Origin of the sequence: Clostridium sp. AF34-10BH (genome assembly GCF_003478095.1) — a bacterium.
Taxonomy (GTDB): Bacteria; Bacillota; Clostridia; order Lachnospirales; family Lachnospiraceae; genus Acetatifactor; species Acetatifactor acetigignens.
This window is the reverse complement of sequence record NZ_QUEC01000005.1, coordinates 113759-132090: the sequence shown is the minus strand read 5'-3', so window position 1 is coordinate 132090 and position 18332 is coordinate 113759. Positions and strand designations below refer to the sequence as shown.

Below are 18332 nucleotides of genomic sequence, written 5' to 3'. Positions count from 1 at the left end.
TCGCATGCTCCGGGAGTTCGTGGATTTTGCCAATGTATTTAACTAACTTTCCAGTTACATGCATGACTGTTTTGCATATACATATAGCTTGTGTTACAATAAACAGAAAAGCAGGAATTGGGGAGAGAATTGTATGAAAGCACAGGGATTATTGTTTCAAGTGCAAGATAAAGGTTACCGTGATTTTCAGAGCAAGCTGATCCCGACGATCCCGGCGGAGACGATTATTGGCGTCCGCACGCCGGCTATACGGAAGCTAGCAAAAGAATATGCCAAGGATCCGGAGAGTGCAGCGTTTTTGATGCAACTGCCGCATACTTATTACGATGAGAATATTCTGCATGCCTTGCTGGTGGCGGAGATAAAAGATTACGACACCTGTGTAAAAGAGGTGGAACGTTTCCTGCCCCATGTGGATAACTGGGCAGTGTGTGATATTTTTTCTCCGAAGGTGTTTAAGAAAAACAGAGACAGATTAATCAAAAAAATAAAAGAATGGACAGCTTCGGACCACCCCTACACCTGCCGCTTTGGAATGGAAATGCTGATGACGCATTTCTTGGATGAGGATTTCCGGGTGGAATATCTGGAGATCCCGGCAGAGGTGCATTCCGAAGAATATTATGTGAACATGATGATTGCCTGGTTCTATGCCACGGCACTGGCAAAACAGTGGGATGCTGCCGTCAGCTATATCGAAGAGAAGCGCCTGAATCCATGGACACATAATAAGACCATACAAAAAGCACGGGAAAGCTACCGGATCACACCGGAGCAGAAGGAATATTTGAAGACACTGAAGGTGTAAACGGAGGATAGGACAGCATGAATGATAACATGGAATTTCGCAAGGCAAAACGAGAAGAAGCGGAAGAAATTCTGCAATTATACCAGTCACTGATCGGAACCGAATATTGTGTCTGGACAGAAAATTACCCAACGGAACGGGAAGTGGAATTTGACCTGTCCAGGGATGCACTGTTCTGTCTGCGGGAGAAGCCCTCGGGACGCTTGATGGGCACAATCTCCATAGACGATGACCCGGAAGTGGAGGCACTGTCCTGTTGGTCAGAGGACCTTACCCCGGTGGCAGAACTGTCCAGACTGGGAGTGGCAGCAGAATATCAGAATCACGGTATTGCCAGGATCCTGTTGCGGGAAGCTATGGCGGAATTGAAATCACAGGGTTATAAGGCGGCACACATATTAGTGGCAAAGGACAACGTGAAAGCCCTGCGTTCTTATGAAAAATTGCATTTTACCACAGCAGGGGAATGTGAGCTTTTCGGACATTCCTACTGGTGTTATGAGAAAGAATTATAGAAGTGATCACTATGCAAATCAATGAAACAGAGAGGAAAGACGATATATGGTAACGATCGATCTAATCACAGGCTTCCTGGGATCCGGAAAGACTACTTTTCTGAAAAAATATGCGGAATATCTGATGGATCAGGGACTGCATATCGGTATTCTGGAAAATGATTTCGGTGCCATCAACGTGGATATGCTGATGCTCCATGAACTGCGGGGAGACCAGTGTGAACTGGAAATGATCGCCGGAGGATGTGATGCGGAGAGCCACAGAAGACGTTTCCGCACGAAGCTGATTTCCATGCGGATGTGCGGTTACGACAGAGTACTGGTGGAGCCGTCTGGAATCTACGATGTAGATGAATTTTTTGATGTGCTGCGGGAGGATCCTCTGGATCAGTGGTATGAGATCGGCAATGTCATCGCCATACTGGATGCGAGACTGGAGAAAAATCTTTCACAGCAGGCAGACTATCTGCTGGCATCGGAGGCTGCCAATGCCGGAAAAGTGATTCTGAGCCATGCGGATGCAGCCACCAGGGAACAGTGTGAGGACACGGTGGCACATCTCAACCGGGCACTGGAACAGATCCGCTGCGACCGGAGAATCGACCCTGAGAAAGATATCTTACAGAAAAATCTCACGGATCTGACAAAAGAAGATTTAGAGGAAGTATCCAAATGCGGTTATCGTCTGGAAAGTTACCGTAAGATGGATTTAGAGAATGAGCAGAGTTTCGACTCTTTATTTTTCATGGAAGAGAAGATTACCTCGGAGGCTCTGGAACGGGCAGTACCCAGACTGTTTGTCGAAAAGTCCTGCGGAGAAGTATTCCGGATCAAGGGTTTCGTGAAAAACGGAGCAGGACAATGGATGGAATTGAATGCTACACAGGACAGTCATACGATGCAGTCTGTCGCAGTGGGGCAGGAGGTGCTGATCGTCATCGGAGAGTATTTACAGGAAGATAAAATCAGAGAGATTCTGAAGGAGGAAGAGACATGTCAATCTTAAGCCAGTTAAACAGTGTACCGATGTACCTGATCTGTGGAGGTATCATTGCTTTTGTGGCGGTGGTCTGTGTGATTTTTCTGGTGAGGGCTTACTGCGCCGGGCAGGCACTCGGTATGGATACCACGAAAATGAAGCGTACAATTATCTCCAGTGCGACCTTTTCCCTGTTGCCCAGTGTGGGGATTCTGTTAGGTGTCATCGCCCTGTCGGGAAGTCTGGGAACGCCCTGGCCGTGGCTTCGATTATCCGTGATCGGTGCCCTGCATTATGAGACCCAGGTGGCACAGGCAGCAGCGGAGCAGGTGGGAATGGATACATTGTCTGCTGCGGAAATGACACCGCAGGCATTTTCCACGATTGCACTGCTCATGAGTATCTGCATTATCTGGGGAATGACATTGTCCATTTTCCTGAATAAAAAATATACACAGAAGCTGACCTCGAATAAAAAATCCGGCAAGCCGGGCTTCGGAGATATGGCAATGACTGCCATGTTCATCGGACTGGTCAGCACCTACATCGGAAGATATCTCGGCGGTTTTGTATCGGAGAACGGATTGTTTACGTTTCACGGAGATTACATTCCGTTAGTGGTAATGGCGGTATCGGCACTGGTGATGGCAGGATTTGTATACCTCATTGAGAAAAAAGGAAAAGCCTGGGTGGACAGCTTTTCCATTGCCGGAAGCATGATCATCGGCATGACAGCAGCCGTACTGGTGGGATTGCTGTAAAGGCTGACGTGACAACCTTAAAATTTGATTCGCAATTCCTCCAACGGAAGGAATCGTCTGCGGAATGGAGCTTAATATGAAAACGGATAGCATGACAATAGATAATAAGGAACTGAATAATGTAGAAGCAACAAAGGAGCAGACCGGGCAGACTTCGGATACCTGGCAGATCTATACGAAGAAAACACATATCATCGGACGGACAGTCAGCATTGTCACATTAGTAATGTTAGTGGGAGCACCGTTTCTCATCGGTAAGCTTTTAGGTGCGTATCCGGATCTGGGGGCTGTCGGCAAGGGGTTTCTCTCTGTGGGAATCGTATGGCTGGTCAGCAGCATCGCGGAGTTTTTGATCTATACGCCGATGCTGGGAGCCGGTGGTGGATATCTGGCCTTTATCACCGGTAATCTGATCAATATGAAGATTCCCTGTGCCGTCAATGCCAGAGATATGGTGGGAGCCAAGACAGGAACCCCGGAGAATGAGATCATTTCCACAATCTCTATTGCTACCTCTTCTCTGGTGACGATCCTGGTACTGGCACTGGGAGTATTGCTGATGGTGCCCCTGCAGCCCGTTTTGCAGAGTGAGGTGTTGCAGCCGGCCTTTGAAAATGTGGTTCCGGCGCTGTTCGGAGCCATGGCTTATAAATATTACCGGAAAAATATGAAGATCGCTGCATTGCCGCTGATCCTTATGAGTCTGCTGTTTATTCTGGTGCCGTCCCTGATCGGATCTACCAGCTTTATGATCGTTCCTTCCGGCGCTATTGCCATCGGTGTGGCATATCTGCTGTTCCGGAAAAAGAATACACAGAATCCGGAACAGACAAAAGCTGACCCCAATAGTGTAAATACCGGGGATGAATAGTCAGAAGGCTATACGAACAGAAAACAGATGAATGGAAAAAGGGCCAAACCTGTCAGGTTATGTGAGTAATAGAAGGAAGCGCCCGGAAAAGAGGAAATATGAAATATATAGGTTTCATTTTACTGGCAGTGATCATTGCAATTATATTGTTGTTACTGATCGCGGTGATCCGTACCTTACTGATGCCTGGGAAGACTTCTTCCTACGTGGCAGAGGAACCGGAGGAGGAATCCCTGGCACTGGCACAGAAACTTTCCAAAATGATCCAGTATGATACCACCTCCCATGCCAATGTGGCAGAGGTGGAGAAGTTCCTGGGGTTCCACAAAGTGTTGGAGGAATTGTTTCCTTTGGTACATGAGAAACTGGAAAAGACAGAGATTGACGGCAACCTGTTATTTTACTGGAAGGGAAAAAGCTCTGAGAAGCCGATCCTGCTCATGAGCCATCAGGACGTAGTGCCGGCGGAGGGTGAGTGGACCCATGCACCTTTTTCCGGAGATATTGCGGAAGGAAAGGTATGGGGGCGAGGCGCGTCCGATACCAAATGCTCTGTGATGGCATTTTTCCAGGCAGTGGAAGAATTGTTGGCAGAGGGCTTCGTACCACCCACTGATGTCTATCTGGCAAGTTCCTGTACGGAAGAGTGGGGTGGGGACGGTGCACCGAAGATCGTAGCGGAGCTGCAGCGCAGGGGGATTGAACTGTTCCTGGTATGTGATGAGGGCGGTGGTATCATCACGGAGCCCATCGGTGGAATCCACGGTAATTTTGCCATGGTGGGAGTATTTGAAAAAGGCAAGGCGGATGTGAAATTTACCGCAAGGAGCAACGGCGGCCATGCCAGCACACCGGTAAAGGGAACCCCTATCGCCAGATTGTCGGCATTCGTCAATGAAGTGGAGACGCATTCACCGTTCCGGAAAAAGATGCTGCCGGAGGTATCCGCCATGTTCACAGCACTGGCGCCTTATGCCGGGTTTGGAATGAAACTGGTATTTGGAAATCTGTGGCTGTTTGGCCCCTTATTAAAAGCGGTGATGCCATCACTCAGTGCACAGGCAGGAGCGATGTTAAAGACCACGATAGCGTTTACGGTACAGAAGGGATCCGATGCCTATAATGTGCTGCCCCAGGAGGCTTATGTGGGTGCCAACATGCGTTTTATTCCCCATCAGGGAGAGAAAGAGAGCCTGGAGATCATCAAAAAAGTGGCAGACAAATACGGTCTGGAGACCGAAGTGCTGCATGCCAATGATTATACGCCGCCTGTGGATATTCACGGAGAAGCATTCCATCTGGTGGAGCAGACCATCGCAGATACTTTCCCGGGACTGCCTTCCAGCCCTTATGTTATGACAGGCGCGACAGATGCACAGTTCTATCAGCCTATCTGTAAGAGCTGTATCCGTTTTGCACCGGTGATCTATGGACCGGAGCAGATGAAGGGAATGCATGGATTGAACGAAAATATTGAGTATAATTGTCTGCCCGGAGCTGTCAGATTCTATAAGAACCTGATCCGCGCGGAGAAATAAGGAGCGACACTTATGAACACCATGACTACATATTCTGGCAGAAAGTTTGATCCCATGCAGATGACACCGGGGGATGTATATATTGAGGATATCGCTCATGCGCTGAGCTTACTGTGTCGGGGCGGTGGACAGCTGACCTATTTTTATTCGGTGGGACAGCATTCTCTCAACTGTGCTGCGGAAGCGAAAGCCAGAGGGTGGTCGGAGAGGCAGCAGCTCGCCTGTCTGCTTCATGATGCCAGTGAGGGATATATTTCTGATATTATTCGCCCGGTGAAGATATACCTGTCCAATTATCTGGAAATTGAAAGTAAGATTATGGGAACGATCCTCACGCATTTCGGACTGGATGACCTGACGGAAGAAGAGAGCTGTCGTTGGAAGCAGATTGATGATGAGATCCTGGAACTGGAACTGAAGACGCTGCTTCACGGAGAAGAGAACCGAGAGGTACCGAAGTTATTGTCGGTACCGGATCTGGCGGAGCATACACCGGGAGAGATCGAGATCCGGTTCTTGCAGGAGGCAGAACGGCTGGGGGTGTACGGAAGTGATCGTTGACAAGAAGCCAAAGCACAGTTCAGTCACAGTGATGTGTGTCCTGGCATATCTGGATCGTTATGTCTATCCGGTACTGATTCTGCTGGCTGGACTGCTGGCGGAACTGTTCCGGGATAGAAATACCATGCTGTGCGTTCTGGCACTGGGTATATTGCTGGATGGCATCTATAATCTGGTGGGCTACCTGTGCCATTGGAAACATATTTACCTCTGCTATCAGAGCATGAGCCATACGAAAATGACCCCCACACGTATCGAGTGGGAGCGGCTGGCAAAAAAAGATGCTTACGGTGTGCCGGCTACGCTGATTATTGGCGGAATCGTGGGGATATTGGTGAGTATTTTTCTCAAGTAGTGGGAATAAATACTGAATATGTGAAAAAAGTTGTGGAAAAGTCTGACAAGTGTGCTATAATAAATGTAAGTGCTTACATGGACTTGTATCATAAATAGAAATCAATGACATATGTTCCGGAAGGCATGGTATATTTTAGAATAGCAGATCGTCAGATTGGAAAGGGAGGTTATTTATGGGATTTTTAACAGGAAAGACAGCAATCATCACCGGTGGAGGAAGAGCGGTATTGAGTAACGGAGAGTGCGGATCCATTGGTTACGGTATTGCAACCGCTTATGCAAAGGAAGGTGCCAATCTGGTGCTGACCGGACGTAATGTTCAGAAGCTGACCGACGCGAAGGAAGAACTGGAGAAAAAGTATGGGATCAAAGTACTTCCTGTGCAGGCGGATGTCAGCGCCGGTTCGGACAATGAAGCGATCGTACAGAATGTGGTGAAGCAGGCCATTGATACTTTTGGCAGAATTGATGTACTGATCAACAATGCGCAGGCTTCCGCTTCTGGCGTAACCATCGCAGATCATACCACCGAGCAGTTTGATCTGGCGGTATATTCCGGTCTGTATGCAGCATTCTACTATATGAAGGCTTGCTATCCTTATCTGAAGGAGACCAAGGGTTCTGTTATTAACTTTGCCTCCGGAGCAGGTCTCTTCGGTAATTTCGGACAGTGCGCTTATGCGGCAGCCAAGGAAGGTATCCGCGGACTGACCAGAGTCGCAGCTACCGAGTGGGGTCCCGATGGCATCAATGTCAACGTTGTATGTCCTCTGGCATGGACCGCACAGCTGGAGAAATTCGAGCAGGCATATCCCGATGCTTTCAAGGCAAATGTCAAGATGCCTCCTATGGGACATTACGGCGACGTGGAGAAGGAGATCGGCCGCGTCTGCGTACAGTTGGCTTCTCCCGACTTCAAGTATATGAGCGGTGAGACCCTGACACTGGAAGGCGCTATGGGACAGAGACCGTAAGTGGTGAGAAAATAATTTTTAAAACTAAGGCTTGAAAGAAAGAAAGAAAGATATTATAATCAAGACATAAAGAGAAGCAACCGCCCACAAGTGGTTAGCCTCCCGGTAATTGTTTAGTAAACCTACCTGTACTGGCCAAGTGACAAGGTAGGTTTATTTATTTTCGCTTGTTTATCCTACTGTCTATGTAGGCAAGCAGCGCAATGAGAAATGTACCACCTAAAAATAACAGGTTTAATACTTCATACATATTCATTAGCACCACCTCCCTTCTCATTAAAAGCTATAAGCCGGGAGGCTATCACCTTGTAACACGGTTGCTTCTCAAGAAGTGTATCATGCGTGTGAAGGCGTTTCAATTCTAATATTTCGTATATAATTCCACAACAAAAAAGTGCACAATACCATATTTAGTAGTCAGAGGAATAAAAAGAAAATTATACGGACTATATGTAGCAAAAAAAGAGCTTTGCCTCGTAACAGGCTGAAAAGTTTTTTCTAAAGTAGGAATTTGATTTTGGTATTTATCCCCGGGACATTTCCATGTGCTCTTCCGTCTAATAGTCATAAGACGTATACTTATGAGGAAGAAAGGACGAGGCATATGGGAGAGGTAGAACAACTAGTGCGCAGGTCGAAGAAGCGGAATCCGGATGCTTTCACGGAGCTGATGCAGCTTCATGAACGGGATATGTACCGTACGGCCAGTGCAATCCTGTCGCAGGATGCGGATATTGCGGACGCCATGCAGGAGACGATTCTCACCTGTTGGGAGAAAATAGACACGTTGCAGAAAAATCGGTATTTCAAGACCTGGATGATCCGTATTCTGATCAATAAATGCAAGGATATTCTGCGCCTGGGGAGGCGGATGGTCTGCGTGGAGGAATTGCCAGAGCAGGAAACGGGGAGTACAGTAGAGGCGGAGGCCAATCTGGAATGGAAGGAAGCCCTGCGGGGACTGGATGAAAAATATCGTCTGATCGTGGTGCTGTTCTATGCGGACGGACTGCGGACAGCAGAGATTGGAAAGCTGTTGCAGCTGCCGGACAGTACGGTACGCACAAGGCTTGCCAGAGGACGGGAGCAGTTGGCAAAGTATTATGCGGAGACAGAGGAAGGAGGCGGAAGAAAATGAGACGAATACAGGAAATAGAAATAGAACTTCCACAGATCGTGTTGGAGCGGGCAGATGCAGCCTATGCACAGATCAGACAACAGGCGTCGCAGGAGAGTCCTGCGGGCAGGAGAGTCAGAAGCTTTCCCCGGGCAGCAGGCATCCTGTTGGCGGTAGTAATACTTTCCGCCACAGCTGTCTCGGCCGCTGCCGTCGGAATCGTTGGTTACCGTAGGTACATGGCGGAACGCATGACAGACATTGGTACCGAGGAGTTGGGGCATTTGGAGATGGTAGCGGAGCAGGGCAATGTCACAGCAGAATTCAGTAGAGAGTTGACAGCGAGAGAACGGACCATTTATGAGCAGCTGACAAGAGAATACGAAGCGGACGGCAAATATCCGGCGGGACAGATCCGGGAACTAGCCGAAGACGAGAACTATTCCGGCACTGGTGTGGCAGTCCGAAGTACTCCCGGAGAAGAATACGGTTGTCTGATCTATCTGCCGGATACTGTGCTCACAGAGGAAGAGTGGCTGGAGATTATAGAGTATCTGCATAAACTGGACTACAGCCTTCGGGAAAAACTATGGCAGCAGAAGTATTCCGAGGTTTCCTATTTTGACAGATATGAACAGATGACGGATGCGGAGATTGATGAATTATATGCCTTACTGGCTTCTGCACCAGTAGATGTATGGGGAACAGACAGTCGTAACCTGACAGCAGAGGAACAGAGCCGCTATGAGCAATGGACGGAAAAGTATGAAGTGGAAAATGCCTATACAGAGTCACCCATTAAGGTCATAACTGATCCGGAAGAATACGATGGACAGGAGCTTGCCTATTGCATCAGTGATGCGATGTTCTATGAGCCGGAGCGTGAGCTGACGGATGAGGAACTGCTGCAGCTGATCGATCTGGAGCACAAAAACCAATATATCTTTGAAAGGATCGGCCGGGAGATCGAGTGCGGAAAACGGGCAGGATGGCCACAGACATATCATTTGCAATAGAAAAGATACTTGACAATAGAGACCACATGTTGTAGTCTGTAGTTAGACCACAACATGTGGTCTCTATACTTTTGCAAAAGTAAACGTGAAATATCAAAATTGATGTCATCAGGAAAACAGTAGTAGGAGGAAACAACATGGCAGAGATTCAGTTAGGTGTGGTCGAGGCGCGGTATGCGGATATCATCTGGGAGCACGAACCGGTGTCTTCTTCGGAGCTGGTGAAGCTGACGGAGGAAGCATTTCACTGGAAGCGCACCACGGCGCATAATGTGCTGCGCAGACTGTGCGATAAGGGGCTGTTTCGCAATGACAACGGAACGGTGACTTCCCTGATCTCCAGGGATGAGTTCTATGCGATGCAGAGCAGACAGTTTGTGGAAGACACCTTTGAGGGGTCATTGCCTGCGTTCCTTGCCGCATTTACGAAAGATCGTGCGCTGACCGCGGAAGAAGCTGCGAAGATCCGTAAGATGATCGATGAGGCAGAAGGGGGAAAAGGATGAGCCGCATATTTTCAGATGTATTACAGATGAGTATTGTCGCGGCATGGATGATCCCTATCGTAATGGTGTTCAGACTTTTGCTGAAACGGGCACCGAAGTGGGTGAATCTTGTGCTGTGGGGGCTTGTGGGACTGCGGCTGGTGTGCCCTTTTGTGCCGGAGAGCCGGTTCAGTCTGATGCCGAAGCTGCCGATATTGTCGGGCTATTTGTACGGAAATATGATAGGCAATTCGGCAGGAAATGCGTTCCGGGCTGATACGCTGCAAAGCGGGACTAATTTTTCCAACAATATTTCCCAGACAGCTTTAGACGGCAGCATGGGCGCAGCCGGATCCGGCATGGGCGGAGTGTTCGGAATTACCGGAAGTGGAATGGGAGCATTTGGAATAGGAGTGTGGAGGATACCGGAACGGCTATTATCTGCATTCACCATTCTCTGGCTGGCAGGTGTGATCCTTTTTACAGGTTATGCGGTATACAGTTACGTCAGGGTGCGGAGGCAGGTAGCGGAAGCTATGTGGCTGAGGGAGAACCTGTGGATCTGTGATGAGGTAAAATCTCCTTTTATCCTGGGACTGCATAAGCCGAAGATCTATCTGTCCTCCAGCATGGACGAAGCGCAGTACCCTTACGTCATTGCTCATGAGCAGGCGCATCTGAAACGGGGCGACCAGTGGTGGAAGCCGCTCGGATTTCTGATCTTAGCGATTCACTGGTTCAACCCTTTTGTCTGGGCAGCGTACATCCTGTTCTGCAGCGATCTGGAACTGGCATGCGATGAGAGCGCGGTGAAGAAGCTGAATCCTCAGGAGCGAAAAGACTATTCCTATGCACTGCTTTCCTGTAGTATGCAAAGGCGGCTGGTGACGGTATGCCCGTTGGCCTTTGGGGAAGCAGGGGTGAAAAAGAGAGTGAAAGAGATATTGAATTATAAGAAGCCGACCTTTTGGGTGGTGCTTGCCGCTGTGGTGGTCTGTGTGATCGTAGCGGTATGTTTTCTGACGAATCCAAAGCAGGGGACGACAACCACAATCCTGCTGACGAATGAGGCCGGAAAGAGCGAAAACGGTGTGGATGCCGGGAATGTCGCAAGCGCAGACGAAGTCAATGCACAACAGGAGACGGACGCCGCATTGCAGGAGGCACTGGATAAACAGAGAGAACAGGCAGAGGCGGTGAAGGAAGCAAGTGCGGCAGAGCAGGAGAAACAGGCAGCGGAAAATTCTGCCGACTGGATTCCAATGCAGAATGGTAATACTACGACATGGATGAATATGCAGGACGGTGCAACCGCCGGTTTTGTAACGGGAAAGGAAGATGCAGCGTATGCGCAGGTAAAGCTTGGTGATACGACTCTGTTGTTATTGTCGGATGGGATTTATCAGGACGGAGAGCATACCTATGCCATGTACTGTGATGTCTACGGCGTCGGAGAGGATGGAACACCGGTGCAGATCGGCGAGCTCCTAAGTGAGGGAACCGCATATCCGATCTGCGTCGGAATGTCTGGGTTCTACGTGACCTCCGGACACAGCATCGAAGTGTACAACCTTGATACCGCGACCGGACAGCTGGTACTGACCGGTTCCAATACAGAAAACTTTGACGAGAACGGCAATGAAACCTATTATCGTCTGGACAGCCGGGGACAGAGTGTGGAAAGTACTGAGGAGGAGTATCTGCAGGCATGGGATGCGTATGGAAAAGATGCGCAGCCGATAGAATTCACAACACCATAACAAAAAACTTATACACTTCTCAAAAACAAAATAAAATCATATACACTAAAAAGAATCCGAATGATCCTTCATCCGGATTCTTTTTATGGTTCTGTAAAAAAGTACCAAAAAATCATAATAAAAATCATCAAAATCAATGAACAAATATATTTTTTATGACAAAAACAGATACACAACTTCTTTTGACGAAATATTCGGAAAATGATAGATTGCATATTGTATAGAGTGTATAATTTTCTTTGGATATACACATAGATGCAAACGTTGAAAAGGAGATGCACCCTATGAAATCAAACAAAGAAAAGGTATATGACTTTATCAGACTTCATGCAGATGAAAAGGCAGACAGAGGAATATCCACCGCATACATAGCGGATGCCATGGAACTACAGCGAACGAATGTAAGCAGCATACTGAATCTTCTGGTACAGGAAGGCAGGATACAAAAATGTAACGGCAGACCGGTTCTCTATAAGGTTGGAAGAGAAGAAAGCACATTGGAAGAATGCTTTTCTGATTTGATCGGAGCGGACGGAAGTCTGAGGCAGACCATTCAGCTGGCAAAGGCAGCAGTACTCTATCCACAGCGAAGTCTCAATACGTTATTGGTGGGAGCCCGTGGAACCGGTAAGAGCCGCTTGGCACAAAGAATGTACCGTTTTGCGGTGGAACAGAAGATTCTGCCGGAAAATGCTCCGTTTCTTCACATCGATTGCCACGATTATGCAGCAGGCGGAGAAGTCAGTGCTGAGTCGGATGACAGCTGGAAACAGTCGGAGCAGGGCTTTGTATTTTTCGATAATATTCAGTTTTTAAGCCCGAGAGCCAGAAAAAGGGTGCTGGAGTATCTGCAGTCACCATCCAGAAAATATGCGGTGGCGGTAAGCTGTACAGACAAAGAACAGCTGTCGGATGAGTTCCTGGCAGAATTTTCAGTACAGTTACAGTTACCGACATTGTCGGAGCGGCCGCTGAGGGAACGGATGGAAATGATAAAACACCTTTTTTCCAAAGAGGCTGTGCGGATACAGAGACCACTGATCGTCAGAGGAGATTTGATGACATGCCTGCTTTTCTATGAGTGTGAAGCAAATTATTATCAGCTCAAAGGAGATATCAAGATCGGCTGCGCCAATGCCTATGTGAGAGAATATGGGAAAACAGGAGATATTTCATTATTTATCAGCGATTTTTCCAATAATGTGCGCAAAGGCATGTTAAAGTACCGGAGAGAAGCAGAGGAGTTGATCGATTTTGAACAGAGATTCACGTTCAGCGGAAAAGAAATCCGGGTCAGCAGGCCGGAAGACGGAACACTATATGACAGAATCAGCCGGAAGGCAGCAGCATTAAAGGAGACAGGAATAGAGGAGGAAGAGATCAACCTTTTGCTGAGCATGGAGGTAGAAAGGACTTTTGATAAATATCGGAAAGCCCTGATACAGGATGTGACGGATAAAAAACAGTTGGAAATCCTGGTGGAAGAAAAGCTGATCAATATTGTGGAAGCATTTTTGCAAAAGGCAAAGGAACAGCTGAAACGTAATTTCTCTCCGTCTGTACTATATGGGCTGTGCCTTCATCTCAATGCAGTGATTACGGGAAAAAGAGAAAAAAGTGCTCCGGACAAAGAAAGTATTGCAGAAATACTGGTATATCACAGAGCAGAATATCTGCTAAGCGAAGAACTTGCAGAACAGATCAAAGCAGAATACGCAGTGGAATTGTCCATGGAAGAAATCTTACTTCTCACAATGTTTTTGTGCTATCAAAATGAGGAAAAGACGGAAAATGCAAGACCGGTATTGATATTTGCATTCTACGGTGTGGGAATAGCTTCCTCCATAGCACAGACGGTCAGTAACATGACAAAGCTGGATAATATTTTTTCTTATGAAATTACCAGTGAGAGAGCCTCCGCAGAGGTATATGGGACACTGAGAAATTTTCTGAAAAAAGTGCAGCAGGGCAAGGGAATTCTGGTCATCTATGATAGTAGTTTTTTGGGAGAAATGCTTCTGGAGATAGAAAATGAACTGGAAATTCCAATCCGGCAGGTCAGAGTTCCGGTAACTACACTTGGAATTGAGCTTGCAAGGCGGACCCTTACAGAAAATGATCCCGACAAGATATTGCAAAGCACAGTGGAGAGTATAGATGGTCTGGACTGTTACAGAAAATACATTGTAACGCTCTGTACCACCGGGAAAGGCGGGGCAGAGGAACTGAAACGTTACATCGAAAAATATGGACAGTTGGAAGATACAGAGGTGATCCCGATGTCGGTTACAGAAAAAGAACTGTTGCGTGATAACCTGAAACACCTGATGACCACGGGAGTGGTTCAGTGCATTGTGGGAACCTATGATCCGGGAATGTTTGCAATTCCCTTCCTGCCGATCAGTGAAGTATTCGGAGCCAGAAAAGAGAGTCTTCCAAGATTGCTCCGACTGGAAAAAGAGGCAAAAGCAAAGATAGATTATGATGCAATGTTTGCATATCTGGGAGAACAGCTGACACACACCGATATTGAAAAGCTGAGAAAAATACTGCCGGATATTATGAAAGAAATCAATTCGGCGTTTATGGAGTTATCTTTGGATGCGGAAGCCGGCTTGCTGATTCATATTTCCTGTTGTATTGACAGGCTGCTTGCAAAACAGGAAGTTGCCACAAATCCCAGAAAAGCAGCAATATTGCTTCAATATGACAAGGAATTTAAAAAACTGCTTAAAATAGTAAAACCGTTGGAAAAGACATTTCATGTCATTATCAATGATGATGAGATAGCAAATATTCTGACGATCATATATCAGCTCTAAGAACAGGAGGTTACAAAATGGAAGAAAATATGCAGGAAAAGCTGGAAGAAATCGCGATGATGATCATAGCCAATTCCGGACAGGCAAGATCAGATGCCTTCGCTGCACTGCAGGAGGCGAAAAAAGGAAATTTCGAAGACGCAGAGAAACTTCTGAAGGAGGCAGAAGAGAGTCTTCAAACAGCACATGAATCTCACAGAGAACTGTTGAAAATGGATGCGTCCGGAGAAGTGACGCAGGTAAGTATTTTATTGTGTCATGCGCAGGATCATCTGATGGGAAGTGCACTGGCACTGGATTTGATCCGGGAAATGATCGTTTTATATCAAAAGTAGGGAAAAGCAAGGAGGAATCGTATGGAACGAAAAGTATTATTGATCTGCGCAGGTGGGATGTCTACCGGAATTCTGATGCGTAAGATGGAAAAATATGCAGAGGAACAGGGAATTTCTCTGAAGATCGAAGCAGTGGGAATGTCAGCATATGAAGATGTGTACAAAAATTATGATGTCATTCTGTTGGGACCGCAGGTATCTTATAAAAAGGGTGAGATCGAGCAAAATACGCAAAAACCTATTGCGGTGATTCCGGCATATGATTATGCAATCGGTAATGTGGCCAATATTATGAAGCAGGTGGAAGACTTGTATCAATAAGTCTGCAAAACGTAAAAAGAAGGTATTTCAACAGGGAAGGAGTAAAGGTATGGCAAATTTTTATGAAAGCAAGCCTATGCAATGGGTGAAAAAAGCAGGGGAAAAAGTAGTGGGAAATAAGGGAATACAGGCGATTTCCTCCGGTATGATGATGGTAATGGGTGTAATATTGTTGGGAGCGGTATTCCAATTACTGGCAGTCATATTACAGACGATCGGTATTATCGATCAGAGTTCCGGAATCTATAGTGCACTTATGGTGCCGTATAAGGTGTCTATGGGATTTATTTCGCTGTATGTAGCTTTTACCATTGCCTATTCTTATGCAAAGTCTTTAAAAATGCAGGCGCTGATGGCAGGACTGAATTCGATTCTGATCTTTTTGATTGCAGCCGCGCCGATCAAAACAGTAGATCTGGCCGGGGAAGCGGGCGGAACTTTTACCGGAATGGATACCATGGCGCTTGATGCGAAGGGTATGTTTGTAGCCATTATTGTAGCGCTGACCAGCGTACAATTGACACATTTTTTTGAAAAGCATCATCTGGTTATCAAGATGCCGGATGCGGTTCCGGAATTTCTGCAGGATACCTTCCGTTCTCTGATCCCTCTGGTAGTAAATGCGATTATCTGGACGGTATTGGGTTATGGCTGTGTGGCATTGACACAGACAGCGCTTCCGGTACTTATTACCGGTCTGCTGGGAATGCCGCTGGCAGCACTGACAAGTGTTCCCGGAATTATTATTATCGTAATCATTGCCAGTCTGTTATGGACAATGGGTGTACATGGAACAGTGGCGGTATATGCGGCAATCGCAGCACCGTTAATGCAGTATTATGCAACCAACTATGCCAATCATGAGGCCGGTCAGGCGCTTGTATTTATGCCAATCGCGTTATTCGGTATTATCAATTGCTGTGGCGGAACCGGCAATACACTGGCGCTCTGCGTGATGGGATTATTCTCGAAATCCGAACAGCTGAAAGCAGTCAGCAAGGCAGCAATCGTGCCCGGTCTGTTTAATATTAACGAGCCTGTGATCTTCGGTTATCCTATTATGTATAATCCGATCATGTGCATTCCCTTTATCCTGAACCCTGTAATTACCATGATCATCTGTTATTTTGGATATATGATAGGATTTTTCAAACCGGCTTACATTTCCATTACGGCGAACCTTCCGGTTGGATTTGCACAGTATCTGACGACTTTGTCCTGGACCAATATCTTTATTCCGGTGATTGCATTTGCGGTAGCGTTTGCATGCTATTGGCCGTTCTTCAAAGTATATGAAAAGGAACTGGTAGCAAAAGAAGCACAGGCAAAGGAAGAAAAATAATGGAAGAAAAGCAGAAAATATTTCCACCGGGATTTCTATGGGGCGGTGCCGTGGCAGCCAATCAGGCAGAAGGTGCCTGGCAGGCGGACGGGAAAGGAGATTCTGTAGCGGATCACATTACTGCGGGGACAAAAACGTCCCCGCGGCGATTCACGGAACAGATCCGCCCTGAGGAGAACTATCCAAGTCACGAAGCTATAGATTTCTATCACAGATATGAGGAGGACATTGCACTATTTGCGGAAATGGGATTTAAAGTATTCCGGATTTCGATTGCATGGACCCGTATTTTTCCCAAAGGTGATGAGATATCGCCCAATCGTGCCGGGATTGCGTATTACAGGAAAGTATTTGAAACCTGTAAAAAATACGGAATAGAACCGTTAGTTACCTTGTCTCATTATGAAATGCCTTATTATCTGTGCGAACATTACGGCGGCTGGACCAACCGACAGACGATTGCATTTTTCCTGCGGTATTGTGAGACGGTATTCAGAGAGTATCAGGATCTGGTTCATTACTGGCTGACATTTAATGAAATGAATACACTGGTCAGCCGTTTCGGAACGCTCCTTGCAGGGGGCATTTTACCCGAGGACGGAGAAGACTTGTTCGGGAGAAAACGACTGGGATCCCCCGAGACTGTGGCAGAAAAGAGTCGCAGATTTACTGCATTGCATCATCAGTTTCTGGCCGGTGCACAGGCAGTAAAAATGGCACACGAGATCAATCCCGAAAATAAAGTGGGATGTATGCTGTCTGCGGCCGGTGTATATCCATATACTTGTAGTCCGGAAGATGTATTGGAAGCACAGGCACAGATGGAACGCAGCAACTGGTTGTGCGGAGATGTGTGCGTAAGAGGAGCATATCCTTATTTTGCGGAACGCTTTTTTAGGGAAAATGGGGTACAGATCCGAAAAGAGGCCGGGGATGATGAAATATTGAAGAATGGAAAAGTGGATTTCTTAAGCTTCAGTTATTACAGTTCCCGTTGTGCCACGGCAGATCCGAAAGTGATACAGACGGCGGGGAATATGATGCTTGGTGTGCCGAATCCCTATCTGGAAGCAAGCGAATGGGGATGGATCATTGATCCTAAGGGATTACGTTACCTCCTGAATGAACTGTACGGCAGATATCAGATTCCGCTGATGGTCGTAGAGAACGGACTGGGAGCGGTGGATCGTGTGACAGAAGACGGACAGATTCATGATGATTACCGGATTGCTTATTTAAGCGAACATATCAGACAGATGTGGGAAGCAGTAAATGATGGTGTGGAGTTACTGGGATACACTCCGTGGGGATGTATCGATTTGATCAGTGCAAGCACCGGTGAAATGAAAAAACGCTATGGCTTTATCTATGTGGACAAAGACGATAAAGGAAAAGGAACCTTGGAACGAAAGAAAAAAGATTCCTTTGCCTGGTATCGGGAGTGCATCAGGACGAACGGAGCCAGCGTACTTTCCACGAATAAAAAAGAGGATAAATTATGACAAAAAAACAGGTTGAGATTGTGAATAAGACAGGACTGCATGCCAGACCGGCTTCTGATTTTGTACTGGAAGCCAAAAAATATGAAAGCAAGATTACGATTTGCAGGGAAAACGGAGTACCAGTGAATGCAAAATCCGTTGTACGGATTCTGGCGGAAGGAATCGGACAGGGAACCAAAATAGAGATTGCTGCGGAAGGCACAGATGAAGAGCAGGCGGCAGCGTCTCTTGCAGCCTTGGTGGAAAGCGGATTTGGAGAATAAAGGCG

General features: G+C 47.0%; 20 protein-coding genes. 19 read left to right on the top strand and 1 reads right to left on the bottom strand.

The annotated features are described in order from the left end of the window. Positions 1 to 133 precede the first annotated feature (133 nt). From DWZ61_RS06280 to DWZ61_RS06240, 9 genes are all read left to right on the top strand, one after another. Complete coding sequence (locus tag DWZ61_RS06280) at positions 134 to 808, top strand: DNA alkylation repair protein (RefSeq protein WP_022312344.1); 675 nt, start codon at positions 134 to 136, stop codon at positions 806 to 808. Positions 809 to 825: 17 nt separating this feature from the next. Beyond that, complete coding sequence (locus DWZ61_RS06275) at positions 826 to 1323, top strand: GNAT family N-acetyltransferase (protein ID WP_243026365.1); 498 nt, start codon at positions 826 to 828, stop codon at positions 1321 to 1323. Between the two features lie 46 nt (positions 1324 to 1369). Next, on the top strand, positions 1370 to 2329 hold the full coding sequence (locus tag DWZ61_RS06270; protein WP_118537813.1) for a GTP-binding protein: 960 nt from the start codon (positions 1370 to 1372) through the stop codon (positions 2327 to 2329). Continuing rightward, the gene (locus DWZ61_RS06265; RefSeq protein ID WP_118537812.1) at positions 2317 to 3063 is read left to right on the top strand and encodes a DUF5058 family protein; all 747 of its coding nucleotides are present in this window, start codon (positions 2317 to 2319) and stop codon (positions 3061 to 3063) included. The genes DWZ61_RS06270 and DWZ61_RS06265 overlap by 13 nt, the downstream gene beginning before the upstream one ends. Before the next feature lie 64 nt (positions 3064 to 3127). Beyond that, positions 3128 to 3934 (top strand): hypothetical protein, encoded by an 807-nt coding sequence (locus DWZ61_RS06260; protein ID WP_118537811.1) that lies wholly within the window; start codon positions 3128 to 3130, stop codon positions 3932 to 3934. A 98-nt stretch (positions 3935 to 4032) separates the two neighbouring features. Further along, positions 4033 to 5472 (top strand): M20/M25/M40 family metallo-hydrolase, encoded by a 1440-nt coding sequence (locus DWZ61_RS06255; RefSeq protein WP_118537810.1) that lies wholly within the window; start codon positions 4033 to 4035, stop codon positions 5470 to 5472. A gap of 12 nt (positions 5473 to 5484) precedes the next feature. Continuing rightward, positions 5485 to 6033: a phosphohydrolase gene (locus DWZ61_RS06250; protein WP_118537809.1), complete on the top strand. Its 549-nt coding sequence runs from the start codon at positions 5485 to 5487 to the stop codon at positions 6031 to 6033. Then, a complete protein-coding gene (locus tag DWZ61_RS06245) occupies positions 6023 to 6388 on the top strand; it encodes a hypothetical protein (RefSeq protein WP_118537808.1) in 366 nt (121 codons plus the stop codon). The genes DWZ61_RS06250 and DWZ61_RS06245 overlap by 11 nt, the downstream gene beginning before the upstream one ends. Before the next feature lie 175 nt (positions 6389 to 6563). Continuing rightward, a complete protein-coding gene (locus DWZ61_RS06240; RefSeq protein ID WP_118503401.1) occupies positions 6564 to 7364 on the top strand; it encodes an SDR family oxidoreductase in 801 nt (266 codons plus the stop codon). Positions 7365 to 7521: 157 nt separating this feature from the next. Here the strand turns inward: DWZ61_RS06240 and DWZ61_RS20155 are convergent, their stop codons facing one another. Beyond that, positions 7522 to 7614, bottom strand: coding sequence for a putative holin-like toxin (locus DWZ61_RS20155; RefSeq protein WP_227061454.1), 93 nt, complete (start codon positions 7612 to 7614; stop codon positions 7522 to 7524). Positions 7615 to 7968: 354 nt separating this feature from the next. On the opposite strand from DWZ61_RS20155, the gene DWZ61_RS06235 reads away from it, so the two are divergent. The 10 genes from DWZ61_RS06235 to DWZ61_RS06190 all read left to right on the top strand — a co-directional run bounded on the left by DWZ61_RS06235 (position 7969) and on the right by DWZ61_RS06190 (position 18327). After that, on the top strand, positions 7969 to 8502 hold the full coding sequence (locus DWZ61_RS06235) for a sigma-70 family RNA polymerase sigma factor (protein WP_118537807.1): 534 nt from the start codon (positions 7969 to 7971) through the stop codon (positions 8500 to 8502). Beyond that, the gene (locus tag DWZ61_RS06230; RefSeq protein ID WP_118537806.1) at positions 8499 to 9497 is read left to right on the top strand and encodes a hypothetical protein; all 999 of its coding nucleotides are present in this window, start codon (positions 8499 to 8501) and stop codon (positions 9495 to 9497) included. The genes DWZ61_RS06235 and DWZ61_RS06230 overlap by 4 nt, the downstream gene beginning before the upstream one ends. 137 nt (positions 9498 to 9634) lie before the next feature. Further along, positions 9635 to 10003: a BlaI/MecI/CopY family transcriptional regulator gene (locus DWZ61_RS06225; RefSeq protein WP_118537805.1), complete on the top strand. Its 369-nt coding sequence runs from the start codon at positions 9635 to 9637 to the stop codon at positions 10001 to 10003. After that, complete coding sequence (locus DWZ61_RS06220; RefSeq protein ID WP_243026364.1) at positions 10000 to 11742, top strand: M56 family metallopeptidase; 1743 nt, start codon at positions 10000 to 10002, stop codon at positions 11740 to 11742. The genes DWZ61_RS06225 and DWZ61_RS06220 overlap by 4 nt, the downstream gene beginning before the upstream one ends. Positions 11743 to 12026: 284 nt before the next feature. Continuing rightward, positions 12027 to 14564, top strand: a complete 2538-nt coding sequence (locus DWZ61_RS06215) for a PRD domain-containing protein (protein WP_182427021.1) — start codon at positions 12027 to 12029, stop codon at positions 14562 to 14564. A gap of 17 nt (positions 14565 to 14581) precedes the next feature. After that, the gene (locus DWZ61_RS06210) at positions 14582 to 14899 is read left to right on the top strand and encodes a PTS lactose/cellobiose transporter subunit IIA (protein ID WP_118503411.1); all 318 of its coding nucleotides are present in this window, start codon (positions 14582 to 14584) and stop codon (positions 14897 to 14899) included. A 21-nt stretch (positions 14900 to 14920) separates the two neighbouring features. After that, a complete protein-coding gene (locus tag DWZ61_RS06205; RefSeq protein ID WP_118537803.1) occupies positions 14921 to 15220 on the top strand; it encodes a PTS sugar transporter subunit IIB in 300 nt (99 codons plus the stop codon). Positions 15221 to 15269: 49 nt separating this feature from the next. Then, positions 15270 to 16562, top strand: a complete 1293-nt coding sequence (locus tag DWZ61_RS06200; protein ID WP_118537802.1) for a PTS transporter subunit EIIC — start codon at positions 15270 to 15272, stop codon at positions 16560 to 16562. After that, on the top strand, positions 16562 to 18064 hold the full coding sequence (ascB, locus tag DWZ61_RS06195; protein ID WP_118537801.1) for a 6-phospho-beta-glucosidase: 1503 nt from the start codon (positions 16562 to 16564) through the stop codon (positions 18062 to 18064). Before DWZ61_RS06200 ends, ascB begins: the two co-directional genes overlap by 1 nt. Beyond that, positions 18061 to 18327 carry an HPr family phosphocarrier protein gene (locus DWZ61_RS06190; protein WP_118537800.1) on the top strand — a complete coding sequence of 89 codons (267 nt, stop codon included), beginning with the start codon at positions 18061 to 18063 and terminating at the stop codon, positions 18325 to 18327. Before ascB ends, DWZ61_RS06190 begins: the two co-directional genes overlap by 4 nt. The last annotated feature ends 5 nt before the right edge of the window (positions 18328 to 18332 follow it).